The organism is Chryseobacterium balustinum (genome assembly GCF_900168205.1).
In the GTDB taxonomy this organism is placed as follows: Bacteria; Bacteroidota; Bacteroidia; order Flavobacteriales; family Weeksellaceae; genus Chryseobacterium; species Chryseobacterium balustinum.
In genome coordinates this window covers 430,402-445,730 of record NZ_FUZE01000001.1, presented here as the reverse complement: position 1 = coordinate 445,730, position 15,329 = coordinate 430,402, and the positions used below count along the sequence as shown (strand labels likewise).

14 protein-coding genes are annotated in these 15,329 nt (G+C 35.0%); 6 read left to right on the top strand and 8 right to left on the bottom strand.

Annotated elements, in window-relative coordinates:
• Positions 1-70 precede the first annotated feature (70 nt).
• The 4 genes from dnaB to B5X64_RS02155 all read left to right on the top strand — a co-directional run bounded on the left by dnaB (position 71) and on the right by B5X64_RS02155 (position 7,122).
• Complete coding sequence (dnaB, locus tag B5X64_RS02170; protein WP_079463684.1) at positions 71-1,648, top strand: replicative DNA helicase; 1,578 nt, start codon at positions 71-73, stop codon at positions 1,646-1,648.
• A gap of 127 nt (positions 1,649-1,775) precedes the next feature.
• Positions 1,776-2,252: a ribonuclease HI gene (rnhA, locus tag B5X64_RS02165; RefSeq protein ID WP_079463683.1), complete on the top strand. Its 477-nt coding sequence runs from the start codon at positions 1,776-1,778 to the stop codon at positions 2,250-2,252.
• A gap of 156 nt (positions 2,253-2,408) precedes the next feature.
• Positions 2,409-4,664 (top strand): T9SS type B sorting domain-containing protein, encoded by a 2,256-nt coding sequence (locus B5X64_RS02160; protein ID WP_079463682.1) that lies wholly within the window; start codon positions 2,409-2,411, stop codon positions 4,662-4,664.
• A gap of 190 nt (positions 4,665-4,854) precedes the next feature.
• Positions 4,855-7,122, top strand: a complete 2,268-nt coding sequence (locus B5X64_RS02155) for a T9SS type B sorting domain-containing protein (protein WP_079463681.1) — start codon at positions 4,855-4,857, stop codon at positions 7,120-7,122.
• Positions 7,123-7,542: 420 nt separating this feature from the next.
• Here B5X64_RS02155 and B5X64_RS02150 read toward each other — a convergent pair whose 3' ends face one another.
• From B5X64_RS02150 to B5X64_RS02130, 5 genes are all read right to left on the bottom strand, one after another.
• Complete coding sequence (locus B5X64_RS02150) at positions 7,543-8,013, bottom strand: DUF6702 family protein (RefSeq protein WP_079463680.1); 471 nt, start codon at positions 8,011-8,013, stop codon at positions 7,543-7,545.
• Positions 8,014-8,070: 57 nt separating this feature from the next.
• The gene (locus tag B5X64_RS02145) at positions 8,071-8,823 is read right to left on the bottom strand and encodes an LOG family protein (protein ID WP_079463679.1); all 753 of its coding nucleotides are present in this window, start codon (positions 8,821-8,823) and stop codon (positions 8,071-8,073) included.
• A 5-nt stretch (positions 8,824-8,828) separates the two neighbouring features.
• A complete protein-coding gene (locus B5X64_RS02140) occupies positions 8,829-9,542 on the bottom strand; it encodes a nucleotidyltransferase family protein (protein WP_079463678.1) in 714 nt (237 codons plus the stop codon).
• 108 nt (positions 9,543-9,650) lie between these two features.
• On the bottom strand, positions 9,651-10,061 hold the full coding sequence (locus B5X64_RS02135; protein ID WP_079463677.1) for a RapZ C-terminal domain-containing protein: 411 nt from the start codon (positions 10,059-10,061) through the stop codon (positions 9,651-9,653).
• A 167-nt stretch (positions 10,062-10,228) separates the two neighbouring features.
• Positions 10,229-11,251, bottom strand: coding sequence for an aminoglycoside phosphotransferase family protein (locus tag B5X64_RS02130; RefSeq protein WP_079463676.1), 1,023 nt, complete (start codon positions 11,249-11,251; stop codon positions 10,229-10,231).
• 49 nt (positions 11,252-11,300) lie between these two features.
• On the opposite strand from B5X64_RS02130, the gene xrtF reads away from it, so the two are divergent.
• Positions 11,301-11,831, top strand: coding sequence for an exosortase family protein XrtF (xrtF, locus tag B5X64_RS02125; protein ID WP_079463675.1), 531 nt, complete (start codon positions 11,301-11,303; stop codon positions 11,829-11,831).
• Complete coding sequence (locus B5X64_RS02120; protein ID WP_079463674.1) at positions 11,818-12,258, top strand: exosortase F system-associated membrane protein; 441 nt, start codon at positions 11,818-11,820, stop codon at positions 12,256-12,258. Before xrtF ends, B5X64_RS02120 begins: the two co-directional genes overlap by 14 nt.
• 368 nt (positions 12,259-12,626) lie before the next feature.
• Here the strand turns inward: B5X64_RS02120 and B5X64_RS02115 are convergent, their stop codons facing one another.
• The 3 genes from B5X64_RS02115 to B5X64_RS02105 all read right to left on the bottom strand — a co-directional run bounded on the left by B5X64_RS02115 (position 12,627) and on the right by B5X64_RS02105 (position 15,320).
• The gene (locus tag B5X64_RS02115; RefSeq protein WP_079463673.1) at positions 12,627-13,622 is read right to left on the bottom strand and encodes a cation diffusion facilitator family transporter; all 996 of its coding nucleotides are present in this window, start codon (positions 13,620-13,622) and stop codon (positions 12,627-12,629) included.
• A gap of 241 nt (positions 13,623-13,863) precedes the next feature.
• Positions 13,864-14,856 (bottom strand): aspartate-semialdehyde dehydrogenase, encoded by a 993-nt coding sequence (locus tag B5X64_RS02110; protein ID WP_079463672.1) that lies wholly within the window; start codon positions 14,854-14,856, stop codon positions 13,864-13,866.
• A 32-nt stretch (positions 14,857-14,888) separates the two neighbouring features.
• Positions 14,889-15,320 (bottom strand): hypothetical protein, encoded by a 432-nt coding sequence (locus tag B5X64_RS02105; protein ID WP_079463671.1) that lies wholly within the window; start codon positions 15,318-15,320, stop codon positions 14,889-14,891.
• Positions 15,321-15,329 lie beyond the last annotated feature (9 nt).

The window sequence follows — 15,329 nt, the reverse complement described above, 5'->3', positions numbered from 1 at the left end:
GAGTTATATTTTCCATAGAATTGTTAGTTACTATTTTAAAATTATTTTCTAAAAAAACTATCTTTGCATAATGGCGCAGAAAGAAACACTCTCTTCCCTTACACAAGGGAACTTTGCGAGAGAACTATCAATTGCTGATGGAAAAATGCCTCCTAATGCAATAGATTTTGAAAGATTGGTAATCGGTACTTTTTTAATTGATAAAAAAGGACTTGATCATTCTATCGACCTTCTTACTCCGGAAGTATTCTATGACCCAAGACATCAGGTTATATTTGCTACGATTCTAAAATTGTATGAAGCAAACCATCCGGTAGATATTATGACTGTTATTCAGGAGATGAAAAAAACAGACAAACTAAGCTCCGCAGGTGGTGACCACTATATTATAGAGCTTACAATGGGAGTAAGTTCATCTGCCCACATTGAATATCATGTACGTGTTATTCTTGAAAAATATATTTTAAGAAGCTTAATTAATGTGTCAGCTAATGTTATAGATAGTTCATACAAAGAATCTACTGACGTCTTTGAGCTCTTAGATAAAGCCGAACAATCTTTTTTTGAAATCACCAATGGAACCATCAAAAAAGGGTTTGACACCGCCAATACCTTAGTAAAAGAAGCTATTGATATCATTAAAGCGTTAAAAGATAAAGAAGGAATTTCGGGGGTACCTTCCGGGTTTAGAGATGTAGATAAAGAAACTGGAGGTTGGCAAAATTCAGATCTTATTATTGTTGCAGCTCGTCCTGCGATGGGGAAAACAGCATTCATTCTTTCAATGGCTAGAAATATTGCCGTTGAGTATAAAATCCCAATGGCTCTGTTTTCACTCGAGATGGCATCGGTACAGCTAATCACTAGAATGATTGCTTCCGAGACCAAAATTTCATCAGAAAAATTAAGAAAAGGAACCTTAGACGACGAAGAGTGGCAAAGACTATTTTCTAATGTATCCGAATTAGAAAATGCCCCTTTATATATTGACGAAACTCCTTCCCTATCTATATTTGACTTTAGAGCAAAATGCCGAAGACTGGTAATGCAGCACGGAGTAAGACTGATTATGGTCGACTACCTTCAGCTAATGACTGCAGGAGGTGGCGGAAAAGGAGGTGGAAACCGTGAACAGGAAATTTCAATGATTTCCCGTTCATTAAAAGCCATTGCAAAAGAATTAAACGTACCTGTAATTGCACTTTCTCAGCTTTCGAGAAGTGTAGAAACACGTCCAGGAAAACGACCTCAGCTTTCTGACCTAAGGGAATCTGGAGCCATTGAGCAGGATGCAGATATCGTATCATTTATTTTCAGACCTGAATATTATAAAATTACTGTTTGGGATAATGATGAAGACGGAGCAGAAACTTCTACCGAAAACCAAGCAGAATTAATTATTGCCAAACACAGAAACGGTGCTACAGCGGATGTAAGATTATCTTTCCTGAAACATTTTGCAAAATTTGGAAATATTGAAGAAGCAACCAACGGAATGGGTCATTCCACTCCATTTGGCGAACCGAGTGGTTTCGAAAAAATAAAAACGACCATTCAGCCGGGTGCCGCTTTTGATTTACCAGATAGCTCAAAACTTTCGGGATCTTCTATGAATGATCTTGATGATGAAGAAGACTTTCCGTTCTAAATAAAACTAAGATTAAGCAAAAGTTAAAGTCTGTTTAAAATTTCAGTTTTGAAAAATTAAACAGACTTTAATTTTTTAATTTTGTTTAAAATCTCGACCTTACCCTAAACTTTACCTCAACATTTAAATGAGAATTGAAATATACACTGACGGAGCCTGCAGCGGAAACCCGGGAAAAGGAGGTTACGGCATTTTAATGCGTGTTCCCGAAAAAAATTATCAAAAAACATTTTCTAAAGGTTTCAGAAAAACAACCAATAACCGAATGGAACTTTTGGCGGTGGTTACTGCATTAGAAAAATTGAAATCAATAGAAAATGACATTCACGTTTTTACAGACAGCAAATATGTTTCTGACGCCGTTAATCAGAATTGGATTTCAGGGTGGATCAAACGAGGCTGGAAGAATGTAAAAAACCCAGATCTTTGGAAGAGATTTGTTGTACTTTATAATCAGCATAGTCCAAAAATGCATTGGGTAAAGGGACATGCAGGACATTTTGAAAATGAGCTTTGTGATAAACTTGCAGTAGCAGCAGCAAATTCTGAAAAACTGGAAGTAGATTCTTATTTTGAAAGCTTAGAAAACAATTCGCTATTTTGAATCAAACTAAGATAACACTTATCATATTCAACTTTTCGTTATCATTAATATTTTTCATTGAATAAAATTTACTTTTTTCTACTAAATTAACTATTTATATTCATTTATTAGTAGAGATTTAATATCTTTACACGTCTAATAAAAGTATCCTAATAAATGAATAAAAAATTACTGTTTTATTTTACCCTTTTTGTACTTTGTATCTCCGGAAATTTTTCAGCTCAAACTTATCAGCTTACGGGAAATCCTATCACCACAACGGGATGGACAATGGTTTCACCTACCGCCGTAGGAGCCGGAAATGATTTCATCCAATTAACTCCGGATACAAACAATCAATCTGGATCCATCAGATTAAACGACCCTATTAACCTAAAATATTGCGATAAATGGAAAGTAGAATTCGATTTCAGGATGGATTCTAACCAAACCGCCAATGGTGACGGTCTCGCATTCTGGTATCTTGCAAACCCACCTGTAGCCAGTGTTTTAGGCTCTGGGCTTGGAGTTTCACAAAATGCCGTAGGCCTTATTGTAGGATTCGACACTTACAACAATACAACAACTGCTGTAATGAGCAAAGTACATGTTGCCTATGGACAAGTTGCTAACACTACAGACAATAATAATGTAGAATTTTTTAACACCGCAGGGAGCTCTTTTCATTCTCCAGATATGAATACAACTCTTCCTTTCCAGGGAACTACATATAAACACGTAGAGGTTACTGCTGAAGTAAATACATCTATTCCTAATACTTGGAATATAAAAATAATGATTGACGGAACTCAAATCTGCAATCAACCATTTACTGCATCTGGAGCAGCCGCTACAATGACTCAGGGATATTTTGGATTTTCTGCTTCTACAGGAGGAAACAGATCGAGACATTCTATTAAAAATGTAAAAATATACACCGATAAAGTAAGCATACTGCAGCCTACTGCAACACAATCTTTTTGCCCAAACCCTTCTACAGGCTTCGGGACAGTGAATTTAACTTCTTTTAATTCTCAGTTTGTTACCACCCCGGCCAACTATACTTTTACCTATACTGTAGGAGGTACTCCTATTACCACACCTACCAACTATCAATTTAATGCTAATACTACGGTAAATGTTATTATTAGAGATAATAATGCAGTTCTTTGTGACAATCCAGACGGAAAAATAATCCTTACCCTTTCGCCATTTACAGCAGAGAATAAAACTCTTTCTGCATGTAATAATAATGGTGCATCTACCGCAACATTTAACCTTTCTACGGCTGATGTGACAGCTGTTCCAGGTGTTACAAAGAAATATTATAGGACTTTAGCTGATTTAAATGCGGGAACAAACGAAATCTTAAATCCTACAGATTATGTTTCAGCTCCCGGAAAGGTTTATGTAAAGGTAACTACTCCGCAAGGTTGTACCGGAAATGCTGAAATCATGCTTGTTTTCTATCCATTGCCTGTATCTACTGATGCTATCTTAGAGTCTTGTTTTATTGCAACGGCTCCAAATACAGCATTGTTTAATCTTACAACTGCTAATGTTTCGTCAGAAGCAGGTATTACTAAAAAGTTTTACACTTCTTTAGCCAATGCATTAAGCGGAACCAACGAAATTGCAGTTCCTATTACCCATATCTCTCCATCTACAGATGTGTATGTAAGAATAACGGGTACCAACAGTTGTTATATTATTAAAAAAATAACTCTAAAAGTAATTCCTTCCGTAAAATCTTCTATTTTAAAAGACAAAATAATCTGTATTAATGATAGAACAACGCTAGATGCGGGCCCGGGATTTGACGGTTACGAATGGAGCACGGGAGCTACAACTTCTTCTATCATTAATGTACCAGTAGGAAGCTATTGGGTAAGATTGAAAACAGGAAACTGCTATACATTACAAAATGTAACTGTAAAACTAGCAACAAACCCTGTTATTTCAAGTATAGACATCACCAACAATACAATTACTGTGAATGCTTCGGGAGGACTTGCTCCCTACAAATATTCTTTAGACGGAATCAACTGGCAAGACTCTAATGTATTTACCGGGCTTCCAAGAGGTGAACATAAAATTTTTGTAAAAGACTTTTATAATTGTGAGCCAACACACATTCAGGTAACAGTTCCAAATCTCATCAATGCAATTACTCCTAATGGTGATAATGTGAATGACTTTATCGATTACTCAGCACTTGCTTACAAGAAAAATCTTGTTTTTACAGTCTATGATAGATATGGAAACATGAAGTATCAAGCAGACAAGCTGAGAAACTACACCTGGGATGGAACTTCCGGAGGTAAAAAATTACCAACAGGCACATATTGGTACACGATCACTTGGATAGAAAATGACAAAAACAATACACCGACCAACTATAACGGATGGGTATTGGTGAAAAATAGAGAATAACACAAAAAAGCGCCACCCAAATAAACGTGGCGCTTTTTTAAATCTCAAAATTCAACATCCAGACGCAATTAAACACCATACAGAACCACACACTTCCTCATACTCTATTGCTACTTACTAGCTCAAAAAACATTCATTCTGAATAAAAAAACTAATAATTTTACCAAATAATAACCTTTTAAATATAAAAATGAAAAAATTTCTACTCCTCAGTTTTTTGTTCTTTTTATCAATCATAAGCCCAAGCTTATCAGCTCAAACTTATCAACTCACTGGAACCCCTGTCATTAACACTACAGGCTGGGATCTCGTTCCTTCAGCTACTGCTACCGGAGACTTTGTGCAGCTTACCCCAGATCAAACCAGTAAGTTTGGAGCCATTAAACTCTCTAACCCCATCAATCTAAAATATTGTGATAAATGGAAAGTTGAGTTTGATTTCAGAATCGACGGAAACGGAACAACCGCCTACGGAAGAGGCGACGGTCTTACATTCTGGTACCTTTCTAATCCTCCAACTACATTCACAACCGGAGGCGGACTAGGAATTCCGGCAAATGCAAACGGACTAATGGTGGCATTTGATATATTCAATAATTCTACAGAGGGGCAAATGAGTAAAGTACACGTACTGTATGGAACCAATAATATGCCTGCAGGAAATCCAAATGTCGAGTACAATACGACCGCAAACAGTACTTTTCACTCGCCAGACCTTAACCCCACTCAACCTTTTGTAGGGGCTACTTACAAACATGTTGAAGTAAACGGAGAAATAGATCCCAGTAATCCTAATATTTGGTTAATTCAAATCAGAATTGATGGCGTTCTTATTACCAATCAACCTTTCACTGCAAGTGGCGGTGCAGTAGGGATGGGCCAAGGATATTTTGGGTTTTCTGCAGGAACAGGAGCTGCAAGCGCAAGACACTCTATCAAAAATGCTAAAATATATATTGATAAAGTTCCAATCCTTCAAAACAGTGTTACTCCATTTGTATGCACCAACCCCGCAACAGGAAATGGATTTGTAGATTTAACCTCTTACGCAAGTCAGTTTGTAAACAACCCTGGAAACTACATTATCACTTACTATGTTTTAGGAAGCTCTACACCAATTGCTGTACCTACCAACTTCCAATATTCTGGTAGTACAACGATTTCGGTGGTTATAAAAGACCCTTCATCTACATTATGTGATAATGGTGACGCAAGAATTATTTTAAACCCAAGTCCATTTGCCGCAGATGACATTACTATAACTGCCTGCAACAATAATAATGCAGGAGTAGCTTATTTTGATTTGAGTACCGCTGCAGTTACCGGTGTACCGGGTGCTACGAAAAAATATTATCCTACATTGGCAGATCTTAATGCAGGCACTAGCGAAATCTTAAACTGGTCAAACTACCCTGCAGCAAACGGAACTACAGTGCATGTAAAAGTTACAACCCCGCAAGGTTGTGTTGACAATGCTGTGATTACCCTTAATCATTTTCCTGTGGTGATTGTAAATGATGCAACATTGCGGTCATGTTTCTTAGAAGACAATATTTCAATGGGATCGTTTAATCTTACTACAGCTACAGTAACAACCCAGGCCGGAACAAAAAAATACTACCCATCATTACAAGATGCCATCAATGGAAGCAATGAAATCATCACTGCAAACCCTTACATTGCTCCAAATGGATTTGTTTACATCAAAGTAACAAATGCCAATGGGTGTTATGCAATTGCAAAGGTGACTTTAATTGTCATTCCACCTGTATATTCAGAAATCTTAAAAGATAAAATCATCTGCGTAGAAGACAAAACAACATTAGATGCAGGAGTAGGTTTCACTTCTTACCTTTGGAGTACAGGGGCGACTACACAAACGATTTCAAATGTTGGAGTAGGAACTTACTGGGTAAAACTTAAAACTGGAGATTGTACCATTACTCAAAATGTAAAGGTATTTGCATCAGAACAACCTGTCATCACATCAATTGACGTATCTGCTACAACGGTTACTGTTTATGCTAATGGAGGAACGCCTGCTTATCAATATTCTTTAGATAATATAAATTGGCAGAACTCTAATGTTTTCAAAGGTTTGGCAAGAGGAATTCATAAGATTTTTGTGAAAGATTCTTATAATTGCGAACCGATGGAAGTAGAAATTACTGTTCCTAATATCATTAATGTCATTACACCAAACGGAGATGGCCGCAATGACGTAATCGACTACTCGGCATTGGGAAGTAAAACAGATTTAACATTTACTATTTACAACCGATACGGAGCTAAACTTCACCAAGGTGACAAAACCAATAATTACACATGGGACGGAACCTCAAACGGAAGAAAAGTTCCTACAGGAAGCTACTGGTATTCTGTAACATGGAATGAAAACAACAAAGCCAAAACACCAGTAAAATTATCTGGTTGGATTATGGTAAAAAACAGAGAATAATTTTTTTCAACTATACTTAATTTTAAAGGATCTGTCTCATTCGTGAGATAGATCCTTTTTTTATTGAAGAAAAATATTAAAATTTAAATTCTTTTATACAATGATTTTACTAATCAAAAACCTAAGGCGAATAATCAATATTTAAAGCTTAAATGATAAAAATACTTACCTCAAAAGCATCAAAAGAAATGATTGAAAATAGAGAAATTCAAAAGTTTACAAAATGTAGAACATTACTTTATTATGCCTTTATTCGCTTTAGACATAATCCTATTTATTCTTTATATGTTCTAAAATATCTTGTCATAAACCTTAATTTACTCTTCCATAAAAGACTCTGCAACATCAGAAAAGTAATATAATTGGCAACAAAAAAACCACTGCAAAAGCAATGGTTTAGTATTTCAGTTAAAGTATCTTTTAAAAAGAAACTTCATTTACCTCTTTTCCGCGTTGAAAATTCATCGTTTTCTGATTTCCCTTATAGGCAATATTAACCAGGTTTATTTGTTTAGGAAATGCGCTTAAAAGTATCGTGTTTTTGATTTTTAAACTATTGATGTCAGAAACACCACCGGTTTCAAAATACACCCAAACCGTTTCTCCACTTACCTGACTTCCTGTGAAAGTTAAAGTTTTAGGAGAACCATTTACAAATACATCAAAATTATTATTTACATATTTTTTTACTTCAGCTTCAAATCCTGCAGTATTTCTGTTGATCTTTATGGCATCAGAAATATGGCTTGTATTCATTTTTGCAGTAAACTTCAGAGTTTTGCTGCCGTCAATATAGTCTACTTTTGTCATCGAAGAGAAAAAGTCTGCTACAGAAAAACTCATCAGTATCATCAATGTAAAAATACCCGATATATATAAAAATTTTTTCATCTCAATTTATAGATTTACAGCATATTGCTAAATAGGTTTGGTCAAATTTGATGCCAATTAAAAGTTAACGTTTACAGAATACTTATCATAAAAAGCTTTAATGTGAGCCACGGCTTCATCAGCAGTATCTACCACACGGTAAAGATCAAGATCACCTTCAGAAATCATCCCTTCTTTTAGCAATGTTTCTTTAAACCATCCTAGCAAACCGCCCCAAAACTCAGAACCTACCAATACAATTGGGAAACGCCCTATTTTGTTGGTCTGAATTAGTGTCATCGCTTCTGTAAGCTCATCTAAAGTGCCAAAACCTCCCGGCATTACAATAAACCCTTGAGAATATTTCACAAACATTACTTTTCTTACAAAGAAATAGTCAAAATTCAGTGAATATAATTTGTTGATATACGGATTAAAATGTTGCTCAAAAGGCAAGTCTATATTTAAACCGATCGATTTTCCTTCTGCATTGAAAGCTCCTTTATTACCGGCTTCCATAATTCCGGGACCACCTCCTGTAATTACACCAAAACCTATTTTGGTTATTTTTTCGGCAATTTCTACCGCCATTTTGTAATATTTACTTTCAGGCTTTAATCTTGCAGACCCGAAAATAGACACGCAAGGGCCTATTCTAGCCATTTTTTCGTAGCCATCCACAAACTCTGCCATTACTTTGAAAACCATCCAGCTGTCTTTGGTAATGGTTTCGTCCCAGGTTTTTTCGCGTAAACTATTATGTAATTTAGATTCGTTGATATCTAATTCTGTATTTTCTAAGCTTTCGTCTCTTGTACCTTCAGTTCTCATTCAAATTATTTAAAATATTTTTCTGCTTCAATCACAGATTCCGGTCTTCCTACATCAATCAAAACACTGTCGTGTACAAAACCGTGTATTTTTTCGGTATGCATCAGATCCAGATATTCTTCCATTACAGAAAACTTCCCTTTTCTTTTTATTTTATCAAAAATCACCGGATTAATGCAATGTACCCCACTAAAAGATAAAGGTCTGAATCCCTTGTTGAATTCTGCAAGACGCTGCTCTCCTGTCTGTACATTGAGCCAACCTCTTAAAACCAAGTCATCATTAAACAAAAGTTTTCTCGAACTTTCTCTGTCTGAAACCGCTAAGGTAACAAAATCTTTGATTTCTTTGTGATACCTTACAAAATCATTAATATTGATTTTGGTTAAAATATCTGCATTCATAATCAGAAAATCTTCACCGTGATTGAGGAATTCTTTAGCAAAAATCAAACCACCCCCAGTTTCCAACAGTTCATTCGATTCATCAGAAACCTCGATCTTACAGCCAAAATTATCATTTTTTTTTAAAAACGCAACGATCTGATCACCAAAGTGATGAATATTAATTACAAAGTCAGTAATTCCAAAGCCTTTGAGATATTGTATATTTCTTTCTAAAAGAGGAACACCATTCACTTTAGCCAAAGCTTTAGGATGATGGTCTGTAAAAGGTTTTAAACGGGTGCCTTTTCCTGCTGCAAAAATTAATGCCTTCATAATTATGGGTAATGAGTAATTGGTAATGAGTAATTTAAAAACATGTAAATAAATAAATAAATAAATAATAATAGCGAAGCTAATATCTTACTTATTAAACATCACTCATTACTTATGATTAAGTTGGTGTTGCTCGTCATGGTGAAGACTTATTTCTACTTTATCACCATATTTTTCTTCAATAAAATGAGCAATTTTAATAGCTGAATAAACTGATCTGTGTTGACCTCCCGTACACCCGAAATTGATTTGCAGATTTTCAAAACCTCTTCCCAAATAATTGTGGATATTAATGGACACTAAGTTTTTAATTAATTCTAAAAACTGAGGCATTTCTGTTTTTGTTTCTAAATATTCCTGAACACCAATATCGTTTCCGGTCTGAATTTTATACTCTTCTACTCTTCCCGGATTTAAAATTCCTCGGCAATCAAATGTAAAACCGCCTCCGTTACCTGAGTCATCTTTCGGAATTCCTCCTTTTTTGTATGAAAAACTATGAATGTCTATGTGTAGCATATTCTATTATTTATAATTGATTGTTGATCAATGATGATTGATTACTAGCTAAGTATCAATGATATTTTTTTTTAATTTTAAACCCTCTTTGCCATTCCTTAGAAATCTAAGCGAAAATAACCTCATTCAAGAGCTGAGATTTTTATAGAATGACAAACCTTAATGGTTTAATTTTCCTTTAATATTTCTAATATTTTAAATTTGACTTTTTCAGAACTCAGTTGTTCAATTACTTTTTTCAACTCGGGGTAATTTTTGATATCATCCCAATTTTGGGCAAATTCTGTGATGTTTTGAATTCCTTTTTCAATACTTGCAATGAAGTGTTGCTTTCTCTGAATCAAGCCTCTGAAACCGTACGCTCCCAAAACCTGCAAAAACCTCATCATCTGAATTGGCTTTACCGAGTTTCTTAGTTGAGACTGATTTTCCTTATCCTCAAATTGTTGAATATAAAAATCAAGCATTTCGTTTTTGAAATCTTCAGGAAAATTAGCTTTAGCCTGAAACAAAAAAGAAATTACATCATACATTAAAGGTCCTTTCATTGCCGATTGGTAATCTATAAAAGAAACTTTATTATCATCATTCACCATTATATTTCTTGCCTGAAAATCTCGAATCATGATGCCTTTGGGCGCAAGGTTTTCGATGAGATTGATGATCTCTTTAAATTCTTTCAGTAAAGAAGATTTGTGATATTCTAATTCTAAAACATCTGCGACGAAATTTTTGAAATAATACAGATCATGCATTATTGGAAGCTCGTCATAACTTTCATATTCAAATGTTTTTTGAAAGTCTATTTTACCTTTGGTCTTTTCCTGAAGTTCAAAAAGCTCTTTAAGAGTTTGCTTTACCAAATCTCGTACATTTTCTGACAAACTTTCTTCTGCAATGATTTCTGAAAAAGTTTTTGCTCCTAAAAACTCCTGAATATATAATTTCCGGTCTTCTGAAACAGAAAATATTTTTGGCGTATTAAGTTTCAATTCAGAAAATACACTCGAGAAATACAGAAAACATTCGTTTTCGGCAATGTTCTCATTGTAGGTAATGATGTATTTCCCGATTTGATTTTGAGCCAAAAAATTGACTCTTGCAGAACCGCTTTGAGCTAAAGTAATAAATTCAGTTGATTTTTCACCAAAATGGTTTTCAAAAAATCTTTTCGCGTTTTCAGAAGTCATATATGGTAACAAATATACTAATTTACATGCTAATTGCTATCTTTGCAGCATGTTAAAAGACTTTAAACCTGTTTTGAGCATCCTGTTACGCTTTATCATCATTTATTTGGTGTTGCTTTTTGCATATCAGTTTTATCTTAATAGTTTTAAAGAGTCTGGTCTCGACCCTTATTCACATCTTATCGCAGAGCAAGTAGCTGTCATTCAAAACAAAATAGGCTACACCACATCATTATACAATGATGTTTCTAAAGAGCAGGTTTGGTTTTACGTCAATGAAAAATATGTAACCCGAATGGTAGAGGGCTGTAACGCGATCTCGGTGATCATTCTTTTTGTTGCATTTATTTTTGCTTTTTATAAAGGACCTAAAACTTTCGTTTTTATTGCAGTAAGTCTTTTGGTGCTATATGTAATGAATATTTTACGGATTATAGGACTTAATATTGTAACCAGAGACTACCCAGAATACAACAGAATGGTACATGATTATGTTTTTCCGGCTGTGATCTACGGAAGTGTGGTGATACTTTGGTTGGTTTGGATTAAATTTTTTGCTTTAAAAAATGAGAATTCTTAGTTGGTTTTTAGTCATCTTAGGAGTTTGCGGACTCATGGGTGTGAGAATACTGGAAGACCAGATTTTCTACGACCCTTTTTTAAATTATTTTCACGAAGGCAATAAAAACATTTCTTTTCCGGAATTTGAATGGGGAAAACTGATTGTCAGTCACCTTTTCAGATTTATTTTGAATCTATTTTTCTCGTGCATCATCATTCATTTTCTATTTAAGAATAAAGATTGGACAGTTCAAGGAGCGGTTTTAATTTCTATTATTTTTGCAATCACATTCCCAATCTACCTTTATTGTATCTACGACAGATTTGATATTGGCTATCTTTTCTCTTTCTATATGAGAAGGTTTGTGATACAACCTTTGATCCTGCTTTTGATCGTTCCTTTATTTTATTATAGAAAGCAGATGATGTTGAGGAATTCAAATTAATTTAAAAGAAATATTAAATATTAAAATAGCGCTCCTACGAAACGCCTCGTTGTGTTGATATTAATTTTTGCTACACAGATATCACTCCTACGGAGTGTTTTTTTTAGAATTTATACGGATGATTCTTTATAAATTCAATAAGTAGGCGAATTATTCTCGTGAAAAACAACAATTATTTTTGAGCAAATTAATTATCATAAAGAAATTTTTTATGCTTTGGAGCAACGGGTTTAAACCTCACGGGTTTTGAAAACAGGTGAAGTTTGGTTTTTACTAGCCCCGATCGCAGCGGTTACCCCGCAACTAGAGATGGAAAAGCGGCTGTGTGAGGAGTATGAGCGTAGAGCGGGAAATAGCTTCTAAAAAAACTAATCGACGGTGTGTTTTTCTACTCTTGTTACATTTTCTGCCGTCCATTCGACCCTTTTTACAAATGGTTGTTTTCTTACAGGGCAATCCATAATCTGGCAAAGTGGGCAAGAAATTGTCTTGCAATCATCCATATGGAAATTGAATTCAACGGTACGTTTAGTGTTTTTAGCTAACAAAAGAATTACATTTTCCATTTCTTTATGTGCTTCACGAAGACTGTAATAATACGGCAAAGTAATGTGCGCATCGATGTGCAGCGACGAACCAAACTGCTGGATCTTCATGTTGTGAATGTCAATCCATTCTGTTTTTCTGTTTTTTTCGAGAAGATCAATAATGTTGTTTAGAAGTTCGGGATCTTGTTCGTCCATAATTCCTCGAAGCGATTTTCTAACAATTTTATAGCCCACAAAAATAATGTAGAAACCGAAGATCAAAGCCACTACAGAGTCAATCCAATAGATTTTGGTAAAGTAAACGATGACTAAACTGATGACAACTCCCAAAGTAGTAATCGTATCTGACTGCAAATGTTTTCCAGAGGAAATTAAGACCAAAGAATTCTCTTTTTCTCCTTTTTTAATAGAAATATAGCCCAAGATATAGTTAATAATCGCCGTAACTGCAATAATGGCGATCCCCCAATCTAGCTGCCCTAAAACTTTACCTGTTATTAAACTGTTTATCCCTTCGTAGATGATCATTACCCCTGCAATGACGATCAATGCGCCTTCAATTCCGGAGGTTACAAATTCTACTTTTCCGTGCCCGTAAGGATGGTCTTCATCTTTAGGTTTTGAAGCTAAATGCAATGAATACAATCCCATGAAAGCGCTGATGACATTAACGATACTTTCCATTGCATCAGAAAACACAGCATCGGAATCTGTGAGTTTCCAAGCGATGATTTTCCCAACGAATAAAATGATCCCGAAAACGGCAATGATTTTCTGGAAGCCTATTTTGTCTTTACTGATATCTTTTGTTGCCATTTTTTGTCTTGATATTTAATGTTCATTATTTATTTGAACCATTAAGATTTTTAAGCGATTAAGAAAATTTAATCAAAATTCTCATGTTATTCTTTTGTGCACTTTTTGATAGGATTTTATCCTATCCTTTGTTAAGTCGTCCTTTCAGGACTTATTAAAATCAGCAACTAAAACCAATCAACTTAAAATTATTTGATAAAAAAAAGAATCTCTTTTGGAGACTCTTTTCTTTTTTGTTAGTTTATACTAAGTTGTTTGCTACTAAGTATTCTGCAATCTGTACTGCGTTGGTTGCAGCTCCTTTTCGGAGATTGTCTGCTACAATCCAGAGGTTGAGCGTTTTTGGCTGGGAAAGATCTCTTCTGATTCTTCCGACAAAAACCTCGTCTTTTCCTTCTGAGTAAAGAGGCATAGGATATTCGTTGTTCTTTACATTATCCATTACAACAACTCCCGGAGTCTCTGATAGGATTTTTCTTAATTCATCCAAATCAAATTCGTTTTCGAATTCGATATTTACACTTTCTGAGTGACCTCCCTGAACAGGAACTCTTACCGCTGTTGCTGTTAAATTGAATGTATCATCACCTAGAATTTTCTTAGGTTCTTTCATTAATTTAATCTCTTCTTTGGTATAATCATCATCCGAAAACACATCACAATGTGGCAATGCATTTTTGAAGATCTGATAAGGATAAACTTTAGCGACAGAATCGTCTCCGCTGATCTCTCCGTTCAACTGATCTACAGCAGCTTTTCCTGTACCTGTTACAGACTGATAGGTCGAAACAACTACTCTTTTTAAATCGTATTTTTTATTCAAAGGGCCTAAAACCATCACCAACTGAATGGTAGAACAGTTTGGATTTGCAATGATCTTGTCTTCTTTTGTTAAAACATCAGCATTGATTTCCGGAACTACTAATTTTTTAGTGGGATCCATTCTCCAAGCTGAAGAATTATCGATTACGGTAATTCCTGCTTCAGCAAATTTAGGGGCGTATTCTAAAGAAGTATCGCCTCCTGCAGAGAAAATTGCGATATCCGGTTTGGCAGCTATAGCGTCGTCGATGCTTACGATAGTATAATCTACCTGTTTATACTTCACCTGTTTACCAATAGATCTTTCCGAAGCTACCGGAATTAATTCTGTTACAGGGAAATTTCTCTCTTCGAGAACTTTAAGCATCACTTGTCCAACCATTCCTGTTGAACCTACTACAGCTACTTTCATTGAATAAATAAAATTATTAAGTTAATATATAATTAAGCTCCAAAGACCCTTGTCCATGGAAATGCGAATGCAAATAAACCTACTGCGATCAATCCCATGATCACGATTCCTAAAGAAATGGTGTCATTAGATTTTACTTTTCTATTGATGATGGTCATCAAAACGGCAGCAATTAACATAGAAAACGGGTGCTCTACATACTGAAATCTTAAGTCAGCGTTTTTCATTACAGCTCCCATATCCAATCCTTTAGTAAAGTTCATAATCAGCATAACGATCCCGATCGTAAACTGAACGTGGAAGAAGATCATAGTAAATAAAGTAACTTTCTTCAGTAACTTGTTTACTTTGCCACTAAAACCGAACATTACGGTTAATAAAGCAACGATGAATAGTGCTGTTAATCCAAGTTCCAAATAAGCAAATCCTTTATGGGCACTCAGTAAAATTTTGTAAAAATCCATACTTCTATT